The following is a 23,389-nucleotide window of genomic DNA, read 5'->3' as shown; positions in this document are numbered from 1 at the left end:
TCGGCGCGACGCCGAGGTCGCCGGCAGCATCCGTGATCAGCACCGTTGCTCCGTCAAAGCGACAATCCGTCTCCTTATCGATCCGCTTTGAGTCAATCAGTTTCGGTCGATCAGTTTCGCGCCGAGATGCGAAAGCAGCTTCACCGCCTCGCCGTAGGTCCTGGCCTTTTCGGGATTGGAGGCATTGCCGTCCAGCGCCCGCCTGTAGACGCCTTGGCAGATCGCCGCCAGCCGGAAGAAGGAGAAGGCGAGGAAGAAGGTCCAGTTGCCGATGCCGGTCAGACCGCGCCGACGGCAATAGGCGGCGACATAGGCCTCCTCGGAGGGGAGACCGAGGGCGGAACGGTCGATGCCGCCCAGGCCGCGAAAAGGTGAGGCGTGCGGCAGGCGCCATTGCATGCACTGATAGGCGATGTCGGCGAAGGGATGGCCTGACGTCGACAGCTCCCAGTCGAGCACCGCCAGCACCTCTGGCCGGTCCGGTGCGAAGATCAGATTGTCGAGCCGGTAGTCGCCATGCACCAGCGAGACGCTGATATCATCGGCGGGCATGTGCGTTTCCAGCCAGGCGATCAGCCGGTCCATGTCGGCGACAGTGCCGGTTTCCGAGGCGCGATACTGGCCGGTCCAGCGCGCCAGCTGCCGCTCGAAATAATTGCCCGTCCTGCCGAAATCGCCGAGACCGATAGCCTCGAAATCGACATCGTGCAGGGCGGCGAGCGTCGCATTCATGGCATCGTAGATCGCGGCGCGTTCATCCTTGCCGGAAGCTTCCGGCAGCGCCGGATCCCAGAAGATGCGGCCGTCGACGAAACGCATGATATAGAACATGCGGCCGATCGGCGAAGCCTCCGCCGACAGATGCAGCATGTCGGGCACCGGCACGGCGGTGCCGGCAAGCGCGCTCATCACCCTGAACTCCCGGTCGACCTGATGCGCCGATTTCAGCAACTGGCCGGGCGGCTTGGCGCGAAGCACGTAGCGGCCGCTCGCCGCCAGGATGAGATAGGTCGGGTTCGATTGACCGGACTTGAATTTTTCGACGGAGAGAAGTCCGGAGAAACCGGGAATGTTCGCCTCGAGGTAAGGCGCGAGTGCCGCCTGGTCGAGAACGTTCGGGCCGTTCATGCGGTCTCGGGCTGGCGCTCGATCAGGGTCAGGGTGAGCCAGCGTGCGGTCAGCGCCGGCTTCTTCGAGCCCTCGATCTCGATCGTCACGTCATGCGCGGTCTGTACCCAACCCGACGGCCTGACCTTGACGTCGGCCAGCACGAAACGGGTGCGGATGCGCGCGCCGGTCTTCACCGGGGCCAGGAAGCGTAGAGAATCGAAGCCGTGATTGACGCCCATCTTGCCGTTTTCCAATGGCGGCATGGTCTCGAAGGTCATCGCCGACAGCAGCGACAACGACAGGAAGCCATGCGCGATGGTGCCGCCGAACGGGGTTTCGCGCTTGGCCCGCTCGGGATCGCAGTGGATGAACTGGTGGTCGTCGGTGGCGTCGGCGAACTGATCGATCATGCGCTGCGTGACCACACGCCACGGCGACACGCCAACCTCCTTGCCGACATTGGCCAGAAGCACATCGAGACTGATCGGTTCCACGCTCATGTCCTCCAGTTCACCCGGGCTTCTGCGGCCGGAAAATGTCATTCCTTGAACAAGGTCAATCCATGCTGCACCGACTGCCCGCCGTCGATCGGCAGGATGGCGCCGGTGACATAGCTGCCCGCACGGCTGCACAAATAGAGCGTTGCGCCGGCAATGTCATCCGGCGCGCCGATACGGCCGATCGGAACATGGCCGCCGACATGCCTGGCCTGCTCATCCGTACCGGTGGCGAACGCCGTCATCCTGCTCTGGAAGGGACCCGGCGCGAAGGCGTTGACGGTGATGCGGCGGGCGGCGAACTCCAGCGCCAAGGTGCGGGTCAGGTGGTGAACCGCGGCCTTCGAGGCGGTGTAGGAATATGCGTCGTCGGCCAGCGGCTGCGTCCCCATCACCGAACCCAGATTGATCACCCGGGCCGGGTCGGCATCGGTGGCGGCGGCCTCGAGCAGCGGCAGCAATTCGCGTGTCAGATGGAAGACCGCGGTGACGTTGACGCCGAACACCTTGGCCCAGGCATGGTAGGGGAAGCTCTCCAGGGGCGCGCCCCAGGACACGCCGGCATTGTTGATCAGGATATGCAGTCTGTCGGTCCGGGCCGTGACTTCGGCGACGAGTGCGGCGATGCCGGCCTCGCTGGAGACATCGCCGGCGAAGCCCTCGGCGCGGCCCGAGGCGCCAAGCGCGTTCAGTTCGCCGGCAACCTTGGTGCAGTCGTCGCCCTTGCGCGAGGCGATCATCACGCCGGCGCCGGCCCTGACCAGCGCGGTTGCCGCCATGCGGCCGATGCCGGTCGCCGCACCCGTCACCAGCGCGGTCTTGCCGGCCACCGAAAACAGCTCGTCCAGATAGGCCATCGCAATCCTCCGTGTCTGCCCCGGCGTGCCAGCAAACGGTTCGCGTTGACAAGGCTATCCGAAGTACGGTCATCCTTGCCACGGGTAAAGTGCCGGGCCTGCATGAAGGGTTAGCGATCGATGACGGAATTGAATCTCGGCATGACCGAGCGGCTGAAGCCGATCCATGCGCGCGTCGCCGCCATGGTACGCGACGAGGTCATGCCGCTCGACAAGGAATTTTTGGGCGAGGTGGGGAGAGAAGGCGACCGCTGGGTCCATACGGCGCGCCAGAGCGAAATCCTCGAAGGGCTGAAAAAGACCGCACGGGAGCGCGGCCTGTGGAATTTCTGGCTGACCGGCTCGGAGCGCGGCTACGGCCTGTCCACCGTCGAATACGCGTATCTGGCCGAGGAGATGGGCAAGGCGTATCTCGGCGCCGAAACCTTCAACTGTTCGGCGCCCGACACCGGCAATATGGAGGTGCTGGAGCGCTACGGCTCGGCCGAGCACAAGAAGGCCTGGCTGGAGCCGCTGCTCGACGGAAAAATCCGCTCGGCCTATCTGATGACCGAGCCGGATGTCGCCTCCTCCGACGCCACCAATATTGCCATGCGCTGCGAGCAGCGGGGTGGCGACTATGTGCTCAATGGTGAGAAATGGTGGGCGTCCGGTGCCGGTGATCCGCGCTGTGCAATCTACATCGTCATGGTGCGGACCGGCGGCGACGAGGAGCCGCCGCATCGCCGCCACTCGATGATCCTTGTGCCGTCGGACACAGCAGGCGTGACCAAGCTGCGGGCCATGCAGGTCTATGGCGACGACGACGCGCCGCACGGCCACATGCACCTTCGCTTCGACAATGTACGTGTCCCAGCATCGAACCTGATTCTCGGCGAGGGCAGGGGGTTCGAGATCGCGCAAGGGCGGCTCGGGCCCGGCCGCATTCATCACTGCATGCGCGCCATCGGCCAGGCCGAGATCGCGCTGGAGATGCTGTGCCAGCGTTCCTTGCGCCGCGAGGCCTTCGGCCAGAAGCTGGCAAAGCTCGGCGCCAATTTCGACATCATCGCCGAGTGCCGCATGGAGATCGAGATGGCCCGGCTGCTCTGCCTTAAGGCGGCGTGGATGATAGACCAGGGCGATGCGCGCGCCGCTGCCCCATGGATCAGCCAGATCAAGGTCATCGCGCCGCGTGTTGCCCTCAAGGTGACCGACGAAGCGGTGCAGATGTTCGGCGCCCAGGGGATCAGCCAGGACACGCCGCTCGCCCGCTCATGGACGCATCTTCGCACGCTGCGTCTTGCCGACGGGCCGGATGCCGTGCACCGGCGGCAGGTGGCACGGACGGAATTGAAGAAATACACGCAAGAAAAGGTCTGAGCGGCTGGCCGGCCGCGTTGCGGGCTTGCCGACCGCAAGCAAGGAGCCCCTGATGAAGATCCCCTCCCAAATGAAGGCGCTGCTTGTTGTCGGCGACGGCTATGCCAGGACCCCGAGCGACAGCGTGCTGGAGGCGATGGAGCCCTATGTCGAGCCGGGCAGCATCGCGGTGCCGACGCCTGGACCGACACAGGTGCTGATCAAGGTCAGCCTGGCTTCGATCAATCCGTCCGACGTCGCCTTCATCAAGGGCCACTACGGCCAGCCGCGGATCAAGGGCCAGCCGGCCGGCTTCGAGGGCGTCGGCACCGTCGTGGCCGGCGGCGACGAGCCCTCTCCAAAAAGCCTGCCCGGCAAGCGCGTCGCCTTCGCCACCGGCCTCACCAACTGGGGTTCTTGGGCGCAATATGCCGTCGCCGAAGCCGCGGCCTGTATCCCGCTGCTCGATACCGTGCGCGACGAGGACGGCGCGGCGATGATCGTCAATCCGCTCACCGCGATCGCCATGTTCGACATCGTCAGGCAAGAGGGGCAGAAGGCCTTCATCATGACTGCCGGCGCCAGCCAGCTCAGCAAGCTGACTATCGGCCTCGCCAACGAAGCTGGCTTTCGGCCGATCGTCACCGTGCGCCGCGACGACCAGATCGCATCGTTGAAGGCGCTTGGAGCGACGCATGTGCTCAATGAAAAGGCGCCGGATTTCAAGGCGGCGCTGCGCCAGGTGATAAAGGCCGAACAGCCGCGCATCTTCCTCGACGCGGTGACCGGACCGCTGGCCTCCGCGATCTTCGACGTCATGCCGAAGCGTTCGCGCTGGATCATCTACGGGCGGCTTGATCCCGGGACGACAATCATCCGCGAACCGGGCCAGCTGATCTTTCAGCACAAGCTTATCGAAGGGTTCTGGCTGAGCGAGTGGATGCGCCAGTTCCGCGACCGCCGCGGACCGGCGATCCTGGAGGCGCAGAAGCGGTTTTCCGATGGGCGCTGGTCGACCGAAGTGACGGCGGTCGTGCCGCTCGCCGAGGCGATGGCGCGGGTGCCGGCGGAACTGGCCAAGCCTAACGGCAAGGTGTTCATTCGGCCCTAGCATCGTTTGAAAAAGCTCGAAACGTGGGGCTTTCAAGAACTCTTGATGGTCGGTAAAAAGGCGAGTGCCACGCGGCCCGCCTGGGCCGTGTGAACGATATCCGCGGTTTTCAGCCTCTATGCCACGCCGCTTTCCGTGATATGCCGCCGCCATCGAAATGCGGGACGGCGCAGGCAAGGGTCTGGTCCGAGTGGTATGGGGTGCCTTGATGACGATTTCCAAGCCGGTTTTCGACCGTTTGGGGTTCAGCCTGTGGGTCGGAGCGTTCCTGGTCGTTCTTGCGCTGGTCCTCTGGTCGCCCGACACGCGCACCGTGTTGCAGGCCTACCGAAATGGCAGCATGGATTTTCTGGCCGGCCGGCCGCTCTACGACGTCCAGGCCGAGATGGGTTATCTCTATGCGCCGGCCTTTGCCGCGCTCTATATCCCGCTGTTGAAACTGGGACCTCATCTGGGCGGGCTGATATGGCATATCCTCGGCTTCGCGGTGCTGACCTTCGCCGCGATACGGCAGGTGCGCAAGCTCGGCGGCGGGGAATTGACCTGGCTGCTCTCCTTCGGCCTTTTCCTCGCATTGCCGATGGCGCTCGGCGCGATCCGCAATGGCCAGGCGACGATCCTCTTGACCGGCGCCTGCTGGCTGCTCACCTTATCGGCGCTCGAGGGGCGGCGCGCCGAGACGTTTTTCTGGGCCTCGCTCGCCGTCATCGCCAAGCCCACCGCGATCATCATGCTGCTCCTGGCGGGGGCACTGCGGCCCCGGCTGATACCAGTGCTGGTGCTGGCGATACTGTTCGTTCTCGCGCTGCCTTACGCGTTCGCTCCCGCCGACTATCTCGACAACCAATATCGTGATTTCGCCCACATGCTGACTTCGATGGCGGTCGACAACACCAGCCACTTTGTCCCCACCGATTTCACCGCGCCCTTCACCAGAATAGGATTGGCGATTCCGGAGTCCGGCGCCACGGCGATACGCGTCATCATCGCCATGTTCACGCTTTCCGCGGTCATCTGGTTCGACCGCAAGCTCGAAAGCGGGACGGCGGGGCTGGCCATCTTCCTGGCGGCTTCATTCTACATGTGCGTCTTCAACCCACGCGTCGAGCCCAACACCTACGCCATGATCGCCGTGCCCGCCGGCCTCGCCATCGCCCTGTTGTGGCGCGAGGAGCAAGGCGGCATCCTGGCCTCGGTGCTGTCCATTTCGCTGTTCCTGACCGGCCTGACCGGCATCGACCGCCACATGCATGATTTCTTCTATCCCTGGTTCCGGCCGATCGCGGTCATTTTCATCGCCTGTTCCCTGATATGGTGGTTCTGGGCCAAGGCACGGGAAAAGGTGGCGAATGCCGGATCTGTCACAAATGGCTGAATCGCGGCCCACCCTCGACATCGTCGCGCCGTTTCTCAACGAGGCGCAACTAGCATCGGCATTCGCCGGGCTGCTGGACGAACTCGAGGCGACCGTGGCGCAGCGCTTCGGCATGGCCGTTCACAAGATCCTGGTCGATGACGGTAGCCGCGACGACGGTGCCGAACGGTTTTCGCAGGCGCTGTCCGGGTCCTGGGAGATCGTCCGCCTCAGCCGCAATTTCGGCAAGGAGGTCGCAGTGCTTGCCGGCCTCGACCAGTCGCGCGGCGACATGGTGCTGATCATGGACGCCGACCTCCAGCATTCGATGGATATCAGCCTGAAGATGGTCGCAGAGCTGGTGGAAAGTCCTGATATCGACGTCGTCTACGCGCAGAACGACCGGCGCGAGGCGAGCTGGCGGCGCAGCCAGCTGGCGCGGCTTTTCTACGGCCTGATCAACAGCAGCCAGCGTTTCGACATTCCCGAAAATGCCGGCGATTTTCGCGTCATGCGCGGCGCGGTCGCGCGCGCGCTGACCAGCTTGCGCGACAAGCGGCGCTTCAACAAGGGCCTGTTCGCCTGGGCCGGGTTTCGCCAGAAGGCCATACCCTATTCGCCGGAGAGCCGCGCCAGCGGCACGTCGAAATGGAGCCGGCTCAACCTGATCGCTTTTTCGCTGGAAGGGTTTACGTCCTTCTCGGTCATCCCGCTGCGTCTCATCAGCCTCAGCGGACTGCTTGCGGCATTGGCGGGTGCCGCCTACGGCGCCAAGGTATTCTTCGAGGTGCTGTTCTACGGCGTTGCCGTTCCCGGCTATCCCAGCCTCCTGGTCGCCATCGTGCTGCTCGGCGGCCTCAACCTGACCCTGCTTGGCCTGATCGGCGAATATGTCTGGGTGTCGCTCAGCGAGAGCAAGGACCGACCGGTCTATATCGTGCGCGATGTCGTGCGCAGCGACGGTCCAGACGGGCCGCGGCCAGGCGCCTCCCGCGGATGACGCGGCGCATCCGCCTGATCGCCGACGATTATGGCCTGGCGCCCGGCGTCTCCGCCGCGATCCTGGACCTGCTCCATCGTGGCCGCCTGACGGGCACCAGCTGCATGACCGGCTTTCCAGAATGGGCCGGGGAGGCTCCGCGCATAAAGCCGCTGTGCGGCCGCGCCGCGGTCGGGCTGCACCTCACCTTGACGGACCAGCCAGCGATCACCGGCCGGTCGAGCCTGGCGCCCGAAGGCCGGTTGCCGCCGCTTCGCTCGCTGGCATTGCCTGTCCTGCGCAACCGCATCGGCGATGGCGATATCCATGCCGAGCTCGACGCCCAGTACAGCCGCTTCGTCGAGGCGCTCGGTCAACAACCTGACTTCATCGACGGGCACCAGCACGTGCATTTTCTGCCCGTCGTGCGGGCATGGCTGCGCATGCGTTTTTCCGAAGCTGCGGGCAGGCCGGCACTGCGCGGCGCTCCGGCGTTCGGCAATGCCGCCGCGGTGCCGAAAGTTGCGGCGATCGCCGCCCTGGCGGCCGGTTTCGACCGCTCGATGCAGCGGGCCGGCTTCAGCGTTTTCAAGCCGCTCGCCGGCATCTATGACTGGCGGCAGCCCGAGCGATTTGCTCCGGCTCTCAAGGCCGCCATCGAGGCGCTGCCGGAACAGGGGCTGTTCATGTGCCACCCCGGCCATGTCGACGAGACGCTGCGTGCACGCGACCCGATGCAGAGCGTGCGCGAGACCGAATTCGCGGTCCTCGCATCGGACGCGTTCGGCGCGAGCCTGGCCCAAGCCGGTGCCGAGGTCATGGAGGGCAAGGGATGAGCAGCACCGGCCGCCCCCGGCGTTCGACCGGCACCAAGATCGTCCGCTTTGCCATTGTCGGGCTGGTGAACACGGCCATCGACCTTGCCGGCTTTTACGTGCTGCTCAAGCTGCATGTCCCGCCGCTGCCCGCCAACGTCACCTCCTGGTTCATCGCCGTCATCTTCTCCTTCGTGGCGAACGGCTTCTGGTCGTTCGAGCGCGACCCAGCCATCCGGCTGCGCGATGCCTTCCTTCGCTTCGCCTCGCTTGGGGCGCTGATTTCGCTCGGCGTCTCCAGCCTGTCGATCGCGCTATTCGCCGGCATAGCCGGTGTGTGGCCGGCAAAGATCGGCGGTGTCGTGGTGGCGGCGGTGCTGAATTTCCTCGCCGCGCGCTGGTCGATCGAAGGCAGGTTGTTGAAATAGGGCGGCGATCTTTATCTACGAATTTTCCGGACGGAAACCGCAACACATTTTTCCTGGAATTCCCTACTCGGCCGGTTCCACATTGGTGTAGGCGGCTTGCTTGAGTTCGCGCTTCAGCCGTGCTTCCTCATGCGTCTTCGGCGTGACGAAGCGGCCGAGCAGGAGATAGGCGACCGGCGTCAGGAACAGCGTCGAGATGGTCGCGAGCCCCAATCCGCCGACGATCACCCAGCCGAGCGCCACGCGCGCCTCGGCGCCGGCGCCCGCCGCCAGCACCAGCGGCACGCCGCCAAGTATGGTGCAGATCATCGTCATCATCACCGGCCGCAAGCGGATGGTCGAGGCCTGCTCGATCGCCTCGCGCACGCCAAGCCCGCGATCGCGCAGCTGGTTGGCGAATTCGACGATGAGGATGCCGTTCTTGGCCATGACGCCGACCAGCAGCACCAGGCCGATCTGGCTGTAGGCGTTTAAGCTGGTGCCGGAGAGCAGCAGTGCGAAGATGGCGCAGGCGAGGCCGAGCGGCACCGTCGCCATGATGATGACGGCGCTGACGAAACTTTCGAACTGGGCAGCCAGCACCAGGAGGATGATGACCAGCGCGAAGCCAAAGATGGTGACCATGGCGCTGTTGGTTTCGCCCAGCGTCGCGGCCTCGGCCAAGGGCAGGATGCGGCTGCCTGGAGGCAGCAGCGGCGTGGCGATTTCCTCGGCACGGGTCAGCGCATCGCCAAGCGCGAAATTGCCGCCGAGGTTGGAGGTGATCGCCACCGACGGCTGCTGCTGTTCGCGCGACAGCGACGGCGGCACGGCACGCTCGGTCAGCGTGGCGATGGTCGACATGGGCACGAAGCGGCCGTCAGCCGTCTTCAGGAAAATGTTTTCCAGATCGGTCGGATCGTTGATCGGATTGGTGGTCGAGACCAGTTTCACGCCATAGCTGCGATCGGCTATGTAGACGTCGACGACGTCGTTGCCGTCGAGCATGGCCTGCAATGTGTTTGCCAGTCCGGTGATGTCGATGCCGAGGTCGGAGGCGCGCTCGCGGTCGATGGCCACCGCCAGCTGCGGCTGCGTCGGGTCGATCGACAGGCGCGGCGCCTGGAAGCGTGGGTCCTTCTGCATCTCGGCGATGATCTTCACCGCCGCGTCGCCGAGCGCCTTTCGGTCGTTGCCGACCAGCGCGAACTGCAGGCCGTTGCCGGCGCCACGGATGCCGAGACTGTTGGGCTGCACCGGGAAAATGCGCACGCTCGGCACCTGCCGGGTCAGCTGGCTGATCTCGGCCATGATCTCCTGCTGGCTACGGCTGCGCTCATTCCACGGCGCCAGCGTCATCACCATGAATCCCGAATTGTAGGAGCCGTTCTGGCCGGCATTCTCGAAAGTGCTGCGGATCTCGCCGGAATCGCGCATCGGCTGGATCAGTCTCTCGATCTTCTGCATCTGCTGCGTCGTGTAGTCGAGACTGACGCCTTGCGGCGCGTTGATGCGCAACAGCACGGCCGCGCGGTCCTCGGTCGGCGTCAGTTCCTGGCGGATGGCGCCGAACAGGGAAAAGGCCGTGCCGGCAAACAGCACCGCGACCAGAACCACGATCCACGGAGCGTCGAGGCAGGCGAGCAGGCCGCGCCTGTAGCCGGCGTTCAATGCGCCGCCGATGCGACCGCCGATGCCATGGCCCCCTTCGTGATGCAGCGATGCGCTGGTCAGCATGCGCGAGGCGAGCATGGGACAAAGCGTCAGCGCCACCACGCAGGACAAGAGCACCGACATGGCAAGCACGAAGCCGAATTCGCGGAACAGGCCGCCGGTCTGGCCGGGCAGGAACGAGATCGGCACGAAGACGGCGACCAGCGTCAGCGTCGTGGCAACGACGGCGAAGAACACTTCCTGCGCGCCGAGCACGGCCGCCGCGCGGGGGCCCATGCCTTCATTGCGTCGCCGCACGATATTTTCCAGGACGACGATGGCGTCGTCGACGACGAGTCCCGTCGCCAGCACCAGGGCAAGCAGCGTCAGGGTGTTGACGGAGAAACCGGCGAGGTAGATCGCGGCGATGGTGCCGATCATGGCGACCGGCATCGACAGGCCCGGGATCAGTGTCGCGCGCCAGTCGAGCAGGAAGACGTAGATGACGATCAGCACCATGGTCACCGACAGGCCGAGCGCGATCTCGACCTCGTGAACGGCGCCATTGACGAAGACGGCGTCGTCGCTGGTGATCTTGATCGACATGCCCTTGGGCAGGTTCTCCTGCAGCTTGGCGACGGCAGCCTGGACGCCGGTCGAAATGTCGAGCGTGTTCGATTCCGCCTGGCGGATGATGCCGATGCCGATGCCGGTCTTGCCATCGGAGCGCAGCGTGGTCTGGCCGACATCGGGGCCAAGCGTGACTGTGGCGACGTCGCGGATGCGCGTGGCGCCGCCGATGATGATGTTCTCGAATTCCGCGGGCGTCGTCACATCGGCTGTCGTGCGGACGATCAGGTCTTGATTCGTGGTGGTGATCGAGCCGGCCGGGGAATCGAAGGCGACGGAGCCAAGGGCGGCACGGAGGTCTGCAACCGTGAAGCCGAGGCTGGCGAGCTTGTTCTGATCGACATCGATGCGGAAGATCTTGTCGCGGTCGCCATAGACCTGGACGTCGGCGACGCCGGGCACGGCGGCCAGTTCGTCCTCGATCTGGTCCTGGACCACCACGGTCATGTCCTGGATCGACATGTTGTCCGACGTCACCGCAAGCCGCATCACCGGATCGGAATTGGCGTCGGCCTTGACGATGCGCGGCGGATCGGCGGTGTCAGGCATCTGGTTGGCGACGCGGCCGACGGCGTCGCGCACGTCGGATGCGGCGACGTTGAGATCGACGCCGTCGTTGAACTCGATGGTGACGCGGCTCGAACCGAAGGACGAGGAAGAGGAAATCGACTTGACCCCGGAGACGCGGGCGACCGCGCCCTCGATTGTGTCGGTCAGCTCGCGGTCGACGGTTTCGGAGGCCGCCCCCTCGAAGGTAGTGGAGACGGTGACGACAGCACGGTCGACGTCGGGCAGTTCGCGGACTTCCACGCCATAGAAGGCGGCGAGGCCGGCGACGGCGATCAGCGTATTCAGAACGAAGGCCATTACCGGCCTGCGGATGAACAGCGCCGTGAAACCCGTATCGCTGGCGGAATTGACGGTTCCGGTCATGAGCCCGCGGCGGCGTCCGCGGCGCGCTGCTCCTGGCCGGCGATGCGAACGTCGCCGCCTTCGCTGACGCTCTGTGTGCCTTCGGTGACCACCATGTCGCCGCTGTCGAGATCGGCGTCGATCAGCACGGTCTCGGTGTTGCGTTGGATGATGCGCACCGGCACCCGTTTGGCCTTGCCGTCTTCCACGGCCCAGACATAGGCGCCGTCCGAACCCCACAGGATCGCCAGCGGGCTGACGGCCGGATAGGTCTCGCCGGGGAATTTCATCATAATGCCGAACGACATGCCGGCGCGCAGCGAATCGGCCGGGTTGGCGATCTTGGCCTTGACCAGCAAGGTGCGGCTCTTCTCGTCGATATGGTTGTCGATGGCCGAAACGGTGCCGGTATAGGCGTTGCTCGGATTGGCGATCGGCGTCGCCGTCAGCTGCGCACCGATCTTGACGGCGGCGGCGAAACGCTCGGGCACCAGGAAATCGACCAGGATCGAGGACCGGTCGTCGAGCGTGGCGACCGCGGACTGATTGGTCACGTAGTTGCCGGCCGAGATCGGCAGGATGCCGACGGTGCCGGCGATCAGCGCCGGGATAGACCGGCGCCGCAGCGCAAGTTCTGCATCCTGGAGCGCCAGCCTGGCGCCTGCCAGCACCACTTCGGCGTCGGCCACGGCGACCGGCGTCGCGGCGTTGGAAGCGCGCAGCGACCTGACGCGGTCGAGCTTGGCTTGCGCATCCTCCAGGGCGAGCTTGGCCCGTTCCTGGGCGATCATTTCGGTCTCGGAATCGAGTGTCGCGATGATCTGCCCCTTGTCGACATGGCTGCCGGATTCGACCAGCAGTTCGGCAAGGCGGCCGGAACTGTAAGGATTGACGGTCACAGAGGCGTTGGCGCGGCCGGTGCCGATCGCCTGGAGACGGTCGTTGATGGTCGCCGAAGTGGCAGCGAGGGCGACCACATTCACCCGCTGGGCGCCGTTGCGGCTACCGGCCTGCCTCGCGCTGGAGGCACCGGTTTCAACCGGGGGCGTCGCGGCATAAGCCCAGTCTATGCCCCAGCGCGCCAGCACTTCGGGAGCGCCGGGGAAAAAACGCAGCCAGGCGGCTGCCGCCATCACCAGCACCACAGTCGCAAAAACTATCTGTTTCCAGGCGGCCATCGGCACTCCGGTTGGCTAAAACGATCCTTCCGTCCACCGGTTTCCCGAAATGAAGCAGACGCAAGCGAGGCTATTGTAAGGCAAGAAGCCGCGCCGATATCGCGTCTTTATGACGAGTCTCAGGTGTCCGCGCACATTAAATCTGCGTAACATTCGAGATTTGGCGCGGCTTGTTCCTGTGTGTTGCTATCCCAGCTGACGGCCATGAGTGCGAGCCCGCCGATCATTCACAACGCCTTCCTCATCCGCAACAGTGGCACGCCCGCTCCGCCTCTGTTGTCGACGACTTCTTCAACCGCTTCAAAGCCGCAGGCCCGATAGAGCGGTTCGCCGGCCATGGTCGCCATAAGCTCGACACTCGTGAAGCCCTCGCCGCGGGCGGCGTCCTCGCACAGACTGAGGATCAGACGCCCCACGCCTCGGCGGGTGAAACTGGGATGCGTATACATGGCACGCACGCGCGCAGCGTCTTTCGTCGGGTCAAGCAGCGCTGCATCGCGCCCGGGGGAACGGTCGCCGCCGTAGAGGGTTGCGCGCCGACTCCATCCGCCGCAACCGGCCAAGATGCCATTTTGCTCCACAATGAAATATGTTCCATCATCAACGAGTTGCGTATCGAGCCCCATGATTGCTCGGCTCGAAGCGATCTGCTCCTCCGTGAGGAACGGCTTTTGAAGGTCGCCAATGGCTGCATTCATCAGTACAACCAGCGCCGGCATATCGGCACGTGTCGCCAATCGATGGTGTAGGCTGATGCTCGGCATTCTCGGGCAGGTCCAATGCAACCCGCTTTGAACTTAGCACAAGATGTTCACAAAGGCGAAAAAGCCTAAGGCATGGCCGAGGTTGAAGCTTCGCCCTTCGCGGCGGCCTGACACCCAGCCCAGCTAGAGTCCGGATACTAAACTCGCCTGAACAAACCTTCATTCTTGAAACAAGGAGGTCCACTTTCCGCCCATCTCAGCTCTTGGCGGCAGCGCGTCGACCGATTTTTCGACCCCTAGCGCAGGTCTTCCATTTCGCGGATACGGCGGGCGCCCTCTGCTTCCAGTTGCCTGGTCACGGCGCCGATCAGCGTTTCGGCGACGACGAAAAGCGCGGCCGAGGAATCCCACGCCGACGGCACCGCGGTCCGGCCGGCGATCACATGGCGGGCAAAGCGGGCGATCGGCGACAGCCACTGGTCCGTGAACAGCACGATCTGGACGCCGCGCTGATGCGCCTTCTCGGCAAAGCGTACGAGGCTGTCCTGGTAGCGCCTGATGTCGAAGATCACCAGCACGTCGCGCTTGCCCATGTCGATCAGCCTGTCGCGCCACATGCTTTCCTGCCCGGCGAGGTGAAACACATCGGGCTGGATGACGGCGAGGTGAGCGGCCATGTAGCGCGCCAGCGGATCGGTGAAACGGCCGCCGATCAGGAAGGTCTTGCCGCGCCGGTCGGCGAGCCTGGCCGCGATGTCGGCGAGCTGCTTGTCGGACAGGTGTCTGAACGTCTCGCGCATATTGGCGAGCGTCGCTTCCAGCATCGGCGACACCGTGCCGCCGCCGGGCGAGGGCGGGTTCAGCGTCCTTATCGCCGGCGACTGCAACTGCGCCGCCAGTTCGTCCTGCAGGCTCGACTGGAATTCCGGATAGTTCTGGAAGCCGAGCCGGGCAACGAAGCGCAGGATGGTCGGCGAGGAGACGCCGGCCGCGGCCGAGAATTCGGCAACCGTCTTCAGGCCGATCATCGGATAGAAGGCGATGAGCGTCTGGGCCGCGCGCCGCTCGCCGGCCGGCATCGTGCCGATGCGGTCGGCAATCAATTCCGCAATGCTGGAAATCATCTTATCCCCACCCTGGCCTGGCCCACGGTCTTTTCCGAAATCGCATTTGACAAAGCCTGACAAACTGTATGAAATCATCCACAGGGACGCAATGAAACAAAATACGTAACATACGATACAGCGCTCCCAGGGGACGACAGGACTATGGAGACAGCGCGGCCCGCCAGCCATGCAGCGTCGGATACCGTCGGGGTAACGAACCCGGTTGGATCGAGCCCGTTCGTGCTGACTTGCGATCACGCTTCCAATTTCCTGCCAGCCGAATTCGGCACGCTCGGCCTTGCCGCCGAGGACCTATCCCGCCACATCGCCTGGGATCCCGGCGCGCTGCCGGTCGCGCGGCGCATGGCGCAAGCGCTCGATGCGACGCTGATCGAAACCCGCATTTCGCGCCTCGTCGTCGACTGCAACCGGCCGCTCGACGCACCCGACCTTGTGCCGCCGGTTAGCGAAACCACTGTCATACCGGGCAATACCGGCCTGTCGGACGAGCAGCGGGCGGCGCGCGTCGCGCTGTCGTGGCAGCCGTTTCATGCCACCGTCGAGCGCATCGTCGACGACAGGCTGGCGCGCGGACAGGAGACCCGTCTGGTTTCCGTGCATTCCTTCACGCCCGTCTACAAGGGCCGCAACCGGCCCTGGCACATCGGCATCATCCATGACGACGATCGCCGATTGGCATTGCCTCTGATAGCGGCGCTCAGGCGGCTTGCCGGCGTCACCGTCGGCGTCAACGAGCCCTATTCGCCTGCCGACCGCGTCTATTTCACGCTGGAACGCCATGCGCGCTTGCGCGGGCTTCCCTGTGCGATGATCGAAATCCGCAACGACGAAATCTCCGGCGAGGCCGGGCAGCGGAAATGGGCGGATCTGCTCACGGGCATTTTTTCGGATCTGGAACCAGAGGAGGCCACGCGGCCCAGATCGCATTCGGTCAGGAAGTCAGTCCAATCGGCCAGCTGAAAATCAACAGGGGACACCAAAATGGCAGCACCGGGTTATACAGACGTTGACAAGAAGGAGGACCTCAAGGTTCTCCACGGAATGGGCTATGCCCAGGAACTGTCGCGAAGCATGAGCCGCTTCTCGAATTTCGCGATCTCATTCTCGATCATCTGCATTCTATCGGGCGGCATCAATTCCTTCGCGCAGGCGACGTCGTCGATCGGCGGCGCGGGCGCGGGTATCGGCTGGATCGTCGGCTGCGCCGTTTCGGGATTTTTCGCTCTCGCCATGGCGCAGATCGCCTCGGCGTTCCCAACCGCCGGTGGTCTCTATCACTGGTCGTCGATCCTCGGAAACCGCTTCACCGGCTGGCTTACCGCCTGGCTCAATCTGCTCGGTCTGATCACCGTGCTTGGCGCGATCAACATCGGAACCGCCTTCTTCTTCGTCGGGACTTTCGGCGCGGCTTTCGGAATCACCGGGACGCCGGGTGAAATCGTCGGTTTCGTCACCTTCGTCACCGTCCTCCAGGCACTGCTCAATCACTTCGGCATCAAGCTCACGGCCATGCTGACGGACGCTTCGGGCTTCCTCATCCTGGGCGCCACGGCGGTTCTGATCGTAGCTTGCCTGGTGTTCGCGCCCGCGATCGACATCACGCGGCTATGGACGTTCACCAACTATTCGGGCGATGCGGGCGGCGGCGTTTTTCCGCAGACCGATTCCATGAGCTACCTCTTCCTGCTCTGCCTGCTTCTGCCGGTCTACACCATCACCGGCTACGACGCGTCGGCGCACACGTCGGAAGAAACGGTCAAGGCAGCGCATTCCGTTCCGCGGGCGATCGTTTCGTCGGTGCTCTGGTCCTCGCTGATCGGCTGGGTAATGCTGTGCGCGATCGTACTGGCCATTCCGGACCTGGCGGCCGGCGCCAAGCAGGGCTGGAGCGTCTTCTTCTTGACCATGGATGCAATCCTGCCGGTCTGGCTGAAAGAGCTGCTTTACCTGGCAATCCTGCTCTCGCAGTTCCTCTGTGGTCTCGCCACGGTGACATCGGCATCGCGTATGTTGTTTGCCTTCTCCCGCGACGGCGGCATGCCGGTCGGATCGGCCGGGCTCGCCAAGGTCAACCCAACCTGGCGCACGCCAGTCAACGCAATCTGGACCGCCGCGATCCTGGAGGTCATCTACGTCTTTCTCGCCCAGTTCGTCTCCATCGGCGGCACCAACATCTATACCATCGTGGTCAACTCGACGCTGGTCTTCCTGTTCCTTTCGTTCATCATTCCGATCGTCCTCGGCATGATGACCTTCGGAACGGCGAAATGGCCGAAGCCGGGTCCATGGAACCTCGGCGCGGGCCTGTTCAAGCTGTTCTGCGCCCTTTCGGTCGTCGGCATGGTGATCATCTTCTACATCGCCATCCAGCCGCCGAACGATAAGGTGCTTTACATCACCTTAGGCTTCATCCTGCTGACAGCCGTGCTCTGGTTCGGTTTCGAAAACCGCCGTTTCCGTGGCCCGCCAATCGGCGATCAGATCGCCAAGCGCCAGGCTGCCATCGCGGCTGCCGAATTGGCGGTCGGCGAGACCGGTCACTGACATCGACCTTCATGACCATGGCCGGCATTGTGCCGGCCATGGTTCGTTTGCCCCCTTATCAATCGACAAGCGCTGGAGTGCCAAAGGAATGGCCGGGAATTTCTCGTTCGATCAGTTGAAGAAAGCGGTCTCCAGCAGCGAGATCGACACGGTGCTGGCTTGCATCGTCGATATGCAGGGCCGGCTGGCGGGAAAACGGTTCCTGGCGCAGTACTTCGTCGATTCCGCGCATGACGAGACGCATGGCTGCAACTACCTGCTGGCCGCCGACATCGATATGGAGCCGGTGCCGGGCTACAAGGCGGCAAGCTGGTCGAAAGGCTATGGCGACTTCGTCATGAAGCCGGATCTCGCGACGCTGCGGCGCATTCCATGGCTGGAGAAGACGGCGCTGGTGATCTGCGACGTGCTCGACCATCACACGCATGACGACCTGCCGCACTCGCCGCGCGCCATCCTGAAGAAGCAGGTCAAGCGGCTGAGCGAGCGCGGCTATATCGGCTATTTCGCGTCCGAGCTCGAATTCTACCTGTTCAACGAGACCTACGATTCCGCCCGCAAGAAGCACTGGCAGGGCCTCGACACCGCCTCGCCCTATATTGGCGACTATCAGATCGGGATCACCACCAAGGAAGAAGGTGTCATGCGCCGGCTTCGCAACGAGATGGAAGCCGCAGGCATTCCGATCGAGAATTCCAAGGGCGAGTGGGGCCCGGGCCAGGAAGAGATCAATGTGCGCTATGCCGAGGCGCTCGATATGGCCGACCGCCACGTCATCCTGAAGAACGGCGCCAAGGAGATTGCCGAGTCCGAAGGCAAGTCGATTTCCTTCATGTCCAAGTACAATTATGGGCTGGCCGGCAATTCCAGCCACATCCATAATTCGCTGTGGAGCGCCGACGGCAAGACGCCGCTGTTCTTCGATAAGAATGCCGAATGGACGCTGTCGACGCTCGGCCAGCAATGGGCGGCCGGACAGTTGAAATACGCCAAGGAATTCACCTGGTTCCTGGCGCCGTACATCAACTCCTACAAGCGTTTCCAGGCCGGCACCTTCGCGCCGACCAAGATCATGTGGAGCGAGGATAACCGCACCGCCGGCTTCCGCCTGTGCGGCGAGGGCACCAAGGGCATCCGCATGGAATGCCGCATCGGCGGCGCCGACTTGAATCCGTATCTCGCTTTCGCGGCGCTGATCGCCGCCGGTCTTGCCGGCATCGACGAGAAGCTGGAGCTTCAGAAACCCTTCGTCGGCGATGCCTATCAGGCCTCCCGTTTGCCGGAAATTCCAAAAACGTTGCGCGATGCGACGGAGACGCTGACGAAGTCGAAGATGCTGAAGCAGGCGCTCGGCGAAGACGTGCTCGAACATTATGTCCACACCGCAAAATGGGAGCAGTTCGAATACGACCGCCGGATTACGGATTGGGAACTGCACAGGGGGTTCGAGCGGTATTAAGTTGACTTGCGAGCGTTGGCGCCGCCCCTCACGCTTACCCTCTCCCCGTGAAGAACGGGGAGAGGGGCTCGCCGGCGCTGGAGCGCTTCTCTTCTCCCCGTCACTATACGGGAAGAAGGTGCCGGCAGGCGGATGAGGGGCAGCGCCAAGCCATGTGATTTTTCGATTGTACAGAAGTGCGAGGACTTAAACGATGGCCGAAACGGTCAAACTCAAATCCCCCGTCGATGGCTCGATCTATGCCGAGCGGCCGATAGCGACAGACCAGGCGGTCAATGCCGCGGTAGAGCGTGCCAAAGCGGCGCAAGAGAAGTGGGCGCAGACGCCGATCGTCGAACGCGGCAAGTACATGCTTGCGATGCTCGAAGCGCTGGTCGCGATGACCGACGAGATCGTGCCGGAAATCGCCTGGCAGATGGGGCGTCCGGTGCGTTACGGCGGTGAGTTCGGCGGCGTCAAGGAGCGCACCAACTACATGGTCGAGATCGCCGAGGCGGCGCTCAGATCGGTGCCGGCCTCCAACCCGAAGGACGGGTTCCGACGCTATGTGAAGAAGGATCCACTCGGCGTGGTCATGGTGATCGCGCCGTGGAATTACCCCTATCTCACCGCGGTCAACACGATCGTGCCGGCGCTGATGGCCGGCAATGCCGTCATCCTCAAGCATGCGGCGCAGACGCTGCTGGTCGGCGAGCGTTTTCAACAGGCTTTCGACAGGGCTGGACTGCCTAAGGGCGTGTTCCAGAACGTCGTGCTCAACCATGTCCAGACCGAGAAGCTGCTTGGCTCCGGCAAGATCGATCACGTCAACTTCACCGGTTCGGTCGGCGGCGGCCGCGCCATAGAAAAGGCCGCGGCCGGCACGTTCATGACGCTCGGCCTGGAGCTTGGCGGCAAGGATCCGGCCTACGTACTGCCGGACGCCAAAATGGACCACGCCGTCGCCAATCTGGTCGATGGCGCGTTCTACAATTCCGGCCAGTGCTGCTGCGGCATCGAACGCGTCTATGTGCATGAAAAGGTCTATGACGAGTTCGTCGAGGGCTTCATCGCGGAGACCAGGAACTATGTCGTCGGCAATCCGCTGGACCAGGCGACGACGATGGGGCCGATGGCGCAGGCGCGTTTCGCCGACCTGATCCGCGAGCAGAAAGCCGAGGCGCTGCGCAAGGGCGCCGCCGCGCACATCAACATGAAGGTGGCCAACGATCAGGCCGGCTCGCCCTATCTGGCGCCGGAGGTGCTGACCGGAGTCGACCATCAGATGAGCGTCATGCGCGAGGAAAGTTTTGGCCCTATCGTCGGCATCATGAAGGTGCGCGACGACGAGGAGGCGATCACGCTGATGAACGACAGTCCCTACGGGCTGACAGCCTCGATCTGGACGCGCGATACCGAGCATGCGGTGGCGATCGGCAACCGCGTCGAGACCGGCACGGTGTTCATGAACCGCTGCGACTATCTCGATCCGGCGCTTGTCTGGACCGGCGTCAAGGACACCGGCAAGGGGGCGGGCTTGTCCGCCATCGGCTATGACAATCTGACCAGGCCGAAATCATTCCATCTGCGCGAAGCGATCTGATCTGCCTGAACGCCGCTCAGAGGAGGGGCAATGTCCGAGATACAGCCGTCCACACCATCGTCTCGTCAGGGGCCAGAGGGTATTGGCGGCTACCTCATCGTGCCAATGCTTGGCCTCATTTTCATGCCGCTGGGTGGTCTGGTTCTGCTCGATCACCATATCGGCCTGTCCGAGTATTTTAGCCTACTAACTGGCGCGCAGCAGGTCTTCGTCGTGGCGGAGGTTTTCGGATATCTGGCGATCGCGGTCGCCTGCCCGCTGGGCTTGCTCGTTTTGCTGTTCGGCAAGAAGCGGGCCTTTCCACGCCTTTACATCGTCTGGGCCGCCGTCAGTCCCGTCTCTGTCCTGGCCGCTCTTGCCGCCGCGAGAATCCAAATTGGCGATATCTCTGAGGCGCAAGGCGTGGCTTTGTTCGATGCAGAGACGGCAAGGAGCGTTCAAAGGGCTATCGTTTATTCCGTGATCTGGATTCTATACATGAAGAAATCCCAGCGCGTTCAAAATACCTTCACCCAATAGTCTCCATCCCAACGTCCTGAAATCGAGAAGAAATGTCCAAGCTGTTCTCCAAATGGAACTACCCCACCACCGTCCGCTTCGGCGCCGGACGAATCAAGGAATTGCCCGAGGTGCTTGATGCCACCGGCATCAAGCGGCCGCTATTCGTCACCGATCCCGGACTGGCGAAATTGCCGGTCGTCGCGTCGACGCTGAAGATCCTCGACGATGCCAAAGTGTCCTACGGCGTTTTTTCCGAGGTGAAGCCGAACCCGGTCGACTCCAATCTTACCGCCGGCATCGCGGTGTTCAAGAAAGGCAAGCATGACGGCGTCATCGCCTTCGGCGGCGGCTCGGCGCTCGACCTCGGCAAGCTGATCGCCTTCCAGGCTGGACAGACGCGGCCGGTGTGGGATTTCGAGGATGTCGGCGATTGGTGGACGCGTGCCGATTCGGATGCGATCGCGCCTATCATCGCGGTGCCGACCACGGCTGGAACCGGATCCGAAGTCGGCCGCGCCGGCGTCATCACCAATGAAGCGACGCACACCAAGAAGGTCATCTTCCATCCGAAGCTCCTGCCGGCGATCGTCATTGCCGATCCGGAACTGTCGGTCGGCATGCCGGGCTTCATCACCGCCGGCACCGGCATGGACGCACTCGCTCACTGCCTCGAGGCCTATTGTGCGCCGGGATATCACCCGATGGCCGACGGCATTGCGGTGGAAGGTATCCGGCTCGTCTTCGAGAACCTGCCGAAGGCCTATGCCAATGGCAGGGATCTTATCGCGCGCGCCCACATGATGAGCGCGGCGGCGATGGGCGCTGCGGCATTCCAGAAAGGGCTCGGCGCCATCCATTCGCTGTCGCACCCGGTCGGCGCGCTCTACGACACCCATCACGGCATGACCAATGCGGTGTTCATGCCCTATGTGCTGGCTTTCAACCGCGAGGCAATCGAGGACCGCATCGCGCGGCTCGCCGCCTATTGCGGCATCAAGGGCGGTTTCGATGGTTTCGCCAAGGCGATCATCAAGCTGCGCAAGGAATTGAAAGTGCCGCATGCTCTGCCGGGCCTGATCAAGGGGCTCGACATGGACAAGAAGCGCAAGGCGCTGATCGCCGACATGGCGGTGGTCGATCCGACAGCCGGCGGCAACCCGGTCAAGCTGACCAAGAAGGCGGCGCTCAGCCTGCTCGAAAACGCCATCGCCGGCACCGTGTGAGGCGATTTTCGGGGCTGAAAGTTGATCTGAAAAAGGGGTACAAAAACAAGGGGAGGGGATGAAGGGCAAGGCACAAACTAATTAGCCGGAAAAACAATCGCGAAGCGATTGCTACGTCAGGTTAAAAAGAGTTTACTTTTCGCACTGCGAGCAGCCGGTTTCACAAAGCTTTCATCTGGCTGTCACACGAAAACGATACCGCATCGCAGGCGTCCAACGGCGTCAGTTCAATGGAGAGAACACATGTTCAAATTCACGGGGAAAGTGCTTTCCCTTTCGGCCGCGGCGCTTTTCGCGTCGACGGTGATTTCGTCCGCGGCACCGCTGGACGATCTCGTCAAGGCCGCAAAGGCCGAAGGCCAGCTCACCACCATCGCTTTGCCGCATGACTGGTGTGGCTACGGCGACGTCATCGCCGGCTTCAAGGCGAAATATCCGGAAATCACCGTCAACGAACTCAACCCCGACGCCGGCTCCGGCGACGAGGTCGAGGCAATCAAGGCCAACAAGGACAATAAGGGCCCGCAGGCGCCCGACGTCATCGACGTCGGCCTGTCCTTCGGTCCGACCGCCAAGGCCGACGGCCTGTTGATGCCTTACAAGGTGTCGACCTGGGACTCGATCCCCGACAGCGCCAAGGATGCCGACGGCGCCTGGTACGGCGACTATTACGGCGTGCTCGCCTTCGAGGTTAACAAGGATCTGGTCAAGCAAGCACCCACCGACTGGGCCGATCTGCTGAAGCCGGAATTCGCCAACTCGGTCGCTCTCGCCGGCGATCCGCGCGCCTCGAACCAAGCAATCCAGGCGGTCTACGCCGCCGGCCTTTCCGGTGGTGCCGCCGCTGGCGAAGCCGCCGGCACCGCCGGCCTCGACTTCTTCAAGAAGCTCAACGCCGCCGGCAATTTCGTTCCGGTCATCGGCAAGACCGCAACGCTTGCCCAGGGCCAGACGCCGATCCTCGTCACCTGGGACTACAACGCGCTCTCCGGCCGCGATACGCTGAAGGGCAACCCGCCGGTCGACGTGATCGTGCCGAAGACCGGTGTCGTCGCCGGCGTCTATGTGCAGGCGATCAGTGCTTTCGCGCCGCATCCGAACGCGGCCAAGCTGTGGATGGAATATCTCTATTCCGACGAGGGCCAGATCGGCTGGCTGAAGGGCTATTGCCACCCGATCCGCTTCAACGATCTCGCCAAGAACGGCAACGTCCCGGCGGACGTGCTGGCCAAGCTGCCGCCAGCCGAGTCCTATGCGGCCGCGGTGTTCCCGACGCTCGACGAGCAGGGCAAGGCCAAGGAAACCATCACCAAGAACTGGGACGCCGTCGTCGGCGCCAACGTCAAGTAAGCTGTGAAATCGATCCGGGCGGCCGCAAGGTCGCCCGGATGTCCTCGAAGACGGT

General features: G+C 63.5%; 20 protein-coding genes. 13 read left to right on the top strand and 7 right to left on the bottom strand.

Annotation, left to right across the window (positions count from 1 at the left end; genetic code table 11):
• Window positions 1-96 precede the first annotated feature (96 nt).
• The 3 genes from NKI49_RS14460 to NKI49_RS14450 are packed head-to-tail and all read right to left on the bottom strand — an operon-like array spanning window position 97 to window position 2,464.
• Window positions 97-1,128, bottom strand: a complete 1,032-nt coding sequence (locus tag NKI49_RS14460) for a phosphotransferase (RefSeq protein ID WP_352602151.1) — start codon at window positions 1,126-1,128, stop codon at window positions 97-99.
• Window positions 1,125-1,610, bottom strand: a complete 486-nt coding sequence (locus NKI49_RS14455; RefSeq protein WP_250888778.1) for a MaoC family dehydratase — start codon at window positions 1,608-1,610, stop codon at window positions 1,125-1,127. Before NKI49_RS14455 ends, NKI49_RS14460 begins: the two co-directional genes overlap by 4 nt.
• 38 nt (window positions 1,611-1,648) lie before the next feature.
• The gene (locus tag NKI49_RS14450) at window positions 1,649-2,464 is read right to left on the bottom strand and encodes an SDR family oxidoreductase (RefSeq protein ID WP_352602149.1); all 816 of its coding nucleotides are present in this window, start codon (window positions 2,462-2,464) and stop codon (window positions 1,649-1,651) included.
• Between the two features lie 120 nt (window positions 2,465-2,584).
• Between NKI49_RS14450 and NKI49_RS14445 the strand changes: the two genes are divergently transcribed.
• From NKI49_RS14445 to NKI49_RS14420, 6 genes are all read left to right on the top strand, one after another.
• Window positions 2,585-3,826 carry an acyl-CoA dehydrogenase family protein gene (locus NKI49_RS14445; protein WP_352602147.1) on the top strand — a complete coding sequence of 414 codons (1,242 nt, stop codon included), beginning with the start codon at window positions 2,585-2,587 and terminating at the stop codon, window positions 3,824-3,826.
• A 52-nt stretch (window positions 3,827-3,878) separates the two neighbouring features.
• Window positions 3,879-4,916 carry a zinc-binding dehydrogenase gene (locus tag NKI49_RS14440; protein WP_352602145.1) on the top strand — a complete coding sequence of 346 codons (1,038 nt, stop codon included), beginning with the start codon at window positions 3,879-3,881 and terminating at the stop codon, window positions 4,914-4,916.
• A gap of 208 nt (window positions 4,917-5,124) precedes the next feature.
• Window positions 5,125-6,291, top strand: coding sequence for a glycosyltransferase family 87 protein (locus tag NKI49_RS14435; RefSeq protein ID WP_352602143.1), 1,167 nt, complete (start codon window positions 5,125-5,127; stop codon window positions 6,289-6,291).
• The gene (locus NKI49_RS14430; RefSeq protein WP_352602141.1) at window positions 6,284-7,270 is read left to right on the top strand and encodes a glycosyltransferase family 2 protein; all 987 of its coding nucleotides are present in this window, start codon (window positions 6,284-6,286) and stop codon (window positions 7,268-7,270) included. Before NKI49_RS14435 ends, NKI49_RS14430 begins: the two co-directional genes overlap by 8 nt.
• Complete coding sequence (locus NKI49_RS14425; RefSeq protein ID WP_352602139.1) at window positions 7,267-8,085, top strand: ChbG/HpnK family deacetylase; 819 nt, start codon at window positions 7,267-7,269, stop codon at window positions 8,083-8,085. The genes NKI49_RS14430 and NKI49_RS14425 overlap by 4 nt, the downstream gene beginning before the upstream one ends.
• On the top strand, window positions 8,082-8,492 hold the full coding sequence (locus tag NKI49_RS14420; protein WP_352602137.1) for a GtrA family protein: 411 nt from the start codon (window positions 8,082-8,084) through the stop codon (window positions 8,490-8,492). Before NKI49_RS14425 ends, NKI49_RS14420 begins: the two co-directional genes overlap by 4 nt.
• Before the next feature lie 63 nt (window positions 8,493-8,555).
• On the opposite strand, the gene NKI49_RS14415 is transcribed toward NKI49_RS14420, so the two are convergent.
• The 4 genes from NKI49_RS14415 to NKI49_RS14400 all read right to left on the bottom strand — a co-directional run bounded on the left by NKI49_RS14415 (window position 8,556) and on the right by NKI49_RS14400 (window position 14,672).
• Window positions 8,556-11,687: an efflux RND transporter permease subunit gene (locus tag NKI49_RS14415; RefSeq protein ID WP_352602133.1), complete on the bottom strand. Its 3,132-nt coding sequence runs from the start codon at window positions 11,685-11,687 to the stop codon at window positions 8,556-8,558.
• Window positions 11,684-12,844, bottom strand: a complete 1,161-nt coding sequence (locus tag NKI49_RS14410) for an efflux RND transporter periplasmic adaptor subunit (RefSeq protein WP_352602131.1) — start codon at window positions 12,842-12,844, stop codon at window positions 11,684-11,686. The genes NKI49_RS14415 and NKI49_RS14410 overlap by 4 nt, the downstream gene beginning before the upstream one ends.
• A gap of 227 nt (window positions 12,845-13,071) precedes the next feature.
• A complete protein-coding gene (locus NKI49_RS14405; RefSeq protein WP_352602129.1) occupies window positions 13,072-13,608 on the bottom strand; it encodes a GNAT family N-acetyltransferase in 537 nt (178 codons plus the stop codon).
• Between the two features lie 236 nt (window positions 13,609-13,844).
• Window positions 13,845-14,672: a MurR/RpiR family transcriptional regulator gene (locus NKI49_RS14400; RefSeq protein ID WP_352602126.1), complete on the bottom strand. Its 828-nt coding sequence runs from the start codon at window positions 14,670-14,672 to the stop codon at window positions 13,845-13,847.
• A 144-nt stretch (window positions 14,673-14,816) separates the two neighbouring features.
• Between NKI49_RS14400 and NKI49_RS14395 the strand changes: the two genes are divergently transcribed.
• The 7 genes from NKI49_RS14395 (at window position 14,817) to NKI49_RS14365 (ending at window position 23,334) form a co-directional block, all read left to right on the top strand.
• Complete coding sequence (locus tag NKI49_RS14395) at window positions 14,817-15,635, top strand: N-formylglutamate amidohydrolase (RefSeq protein WP_352602123.1); 819 nt, start codon at window positions 14,817-14,819, stop codon at window positions 15,633-15,635.
• 21 nt (window positions 15,636-15,656) lie between these two features.
• Window positions 15,657-17,219 (top strand): amino acid permease, encoded by a 1,563-nt coding sequence (locus NKI49_RS14390; protein ID WP_352602120.1) that lies wholly within the window; start codon window positions 15,657-15,659, stop codon window positions 17,217-17,219.
• Window positions 17,220-17,307: 88 nt separating this feature from the next.
• Window positions 17,308-18,678 (top strand): glutamine synthetase family protein, encoded by a 1,371-nt coding sequence (locus NKI49_RS14385; RefSeq protein ID WP_352602118.1) that lies wholly within the window; start codon window positions 17,308-17,310, stop codon window positions 18,676-18,678.
• A 193-nt stretch (window positions 18,679-18,871) separates the two neighbouring features.
• Window positions 18,872-20,260, top strand: coding sequence for an aldehyde dehydrogenase family protein (locus NKI49_RS14380; RefSeq protein ID WP_352602116.1), 1,389 nt, complete (start codon window positions 18,872-18,874; stop codon window positions 20,258-20,260).
• Between the two features lie 30 nt (window positions 20,261-20,290).
• Window positions 20,291-20,779 (top strand): DUF2569 domain-containing protein, encoded by a 489-nt coding sequence (locus NKI49_RS14375; RefSeq protein ID WP_352602114.1) that lies wholly within the window; start codon window positions 20,291-20,293, stop codon window positions 20,777-20,779.
• Between the two features lie 32 nt (window positions 20,780-20,811).
• Complete coding sequence (locus NKI49_RS14370; RefSeq protein ID WP_352602112.1) at window positions 20,812-21,984, top strand: iron-containing alcohol dehydrogenase; 1,173 nt, start codon at window positions 20,812-20,814, stop codon at window positions 21,982-21,984.
• A 243-nt stretch (window positions 21,985-22,227) separates the two neighbouring features.
• Window positions 22,228-23,334, top strand: coding sequence for an ABC transporter substrate-binding protein (locus NKI49_RS14365; RefSeq protein ID WP_352602110.1), 1,107 nt, complete (start codon window positions 22,228-22,230; stop codon window positions 23,332-23,334).
• Window positions 23,335-23,389: the final 55 nt, after the last annotated feature.

This window comes from Mesorhizobium sp. M0587, assembly GCF_040320945.1.
In the GTDB taxonomy this organism is placed as follows: domain Bacteria; phylum Pseudomonadota; class Alphaproteobacteria; order Rhizobiales; family Rhizobiaceae; genus Mesorhizobium.
Note: the sequence above shows the minus strand (reverse complement) of the source record. Positions and strands in the feature narration are given on the sequence as shown.

Excerpts from the sequence above, each read along its gene's own strand:
- NKI49_RS14460 (WP_352602151.1), bottom strand. The coding sequence starts at position 1,128 with ATGAACGGCCCGAACGTTCTCGACCAGGCGGCACTCGCGCCTTACCTC.
- NKI49_RS14455 (WP_250888778.1), bottom strand. The coding sequence starts at position 1,610 with ATGAGCGTGGAACCGATCAGTCTCGATGTGCTTCTGGCCAATGTCGGC.
- NKI49_RS14450 (WP_352602149.1), bottom strand. The coding sequence starts at position 2,464 with ATGGCCTATCTGGACGAGCTGTTTTCGGTGGCCGGCAAGACCGCGCTG.
- NKI49_RS14445 (WP_352602147.1), top strand. The coding sequence starts at position 2,585 with ATGACGGAATTGAATCTCGGCATGACCGAGCGGCTGAAGCCGATCCAT.
- NKI49_RS14440 (WP_352602145.1), top strand. The coding sequence starts at position 3,879 with ATGAAGATCCCCTCCCAAATGAAGGCGCTGCTTGTTGTCGGCGACGGC.
- NKI49_RS14435 (WP_352602143.1), top strand. The coding sequence starts at position 5,125 with ATGACGATTTCCAAGCCGGTTTTCGACCGTTTGGGGTTCAGCCTGTGG.
- NKI49_RS14430 (WP_352602141.1), top strand. The coding sequence starts at position 6,284 with ATGGCTGAATCGCGGCCCACCCTCGACATCGTCGCGCCGTTTCTCAAC.
- NKI49_RS14425 (WP_352602139.1), top strand. The coding sequence starts at position 7,267 with ATGACGCGGCGCATCCGCCTGATCGCCGACGATTATGGCCTGGCGCCC.
- NKI49_RS14420 (WP_352602137.1), top strand. The coding sequence starts at position 8,082 with ATGAGCAGCACCGGCCGCCCCCGGCGTTCGACCGGCACCAAGATCGTC.
- NKI49_RS14415 (WP_352602133.1), bottom strand. The coding sequence starts at position 11,687 with ATGACCGGAACCGTCAATTCCGCCAGCGATACGGGTTTCACGGCGCTG.
- NKI49_RS14410 (WP_352602131.1), bottom strand. The coding sequence starts at position 12,844 with ATGGCCGCCTGGAAACAGATAGTTTTTGCGACTGTGGTGCTGGTGATG.
- NKI49_RS14405 (WP_352602129.1), bottom strand. The coding sequence starts at position 13,608 with ATGCCGAGCATCAGCCTACACCATCGATTGGCGACACGTGCCGATATG.
- NKI49_RS14400 (WP_352602126.1), bottom strand. The coding sequence starts at position 14,672 with ATGATTTCCAGCATTGCGGAATTGATTGCCGACCGCATCGGCACGATG.
- NKI49_RS14395 (WP_352602123.1), top strand. The coding sequence starts at position 14,817 with ATGGAGACAGCGCGGCCCGCCAGCCATGCAGCGTCGGATACCGTCGGG.
- NKI49_RS14390 (WP_352602120.1), top strand. The coding sequence starts at position 15,657 with ATGGCAGCACCGGGTTATACAGACGTTGACAAGAAGGAGGACCTCAAG.
- NKI49_RS14385 (WP_352602118.1), top strand. The coding sequence starts at position 17,308 with ATGGCCGGGAATTTCTCGTTCGATCAGTTGAAGAAAGCGGTCTCCAGC.
- NKI49_RS14380 (WP_352602116.1), top strand. The coding sequence starts at position 18,872 with ATGGCCGAAACGGTCAAACTCAAATCCCCCGTCGATGGCTCGATCTAT.
- NKI49_RS14375 (WP_352602114.1), top strand. The coding sequence starts at position 20,291 with ATGTCCGAGATACAGCCGTCCACACCATCGTCTCGTCAGGGGCCAGAG.
- NKI49_RS14370 (WP_352602112.1), top strand. The coding sequence starts at position 20,812 with ATGTCCAAGCTGTTCTCCAAATGGAACTACCCCACCACCGTCCGCTTC.
- NKI49_RS14365 (WP_352602110.1), top strand. The coding sequence starts at position 22,228 with ATGTTCAAATTCACGGGGAAAGTGCTTTCCCTTTCGGCCGCGGCGCTT.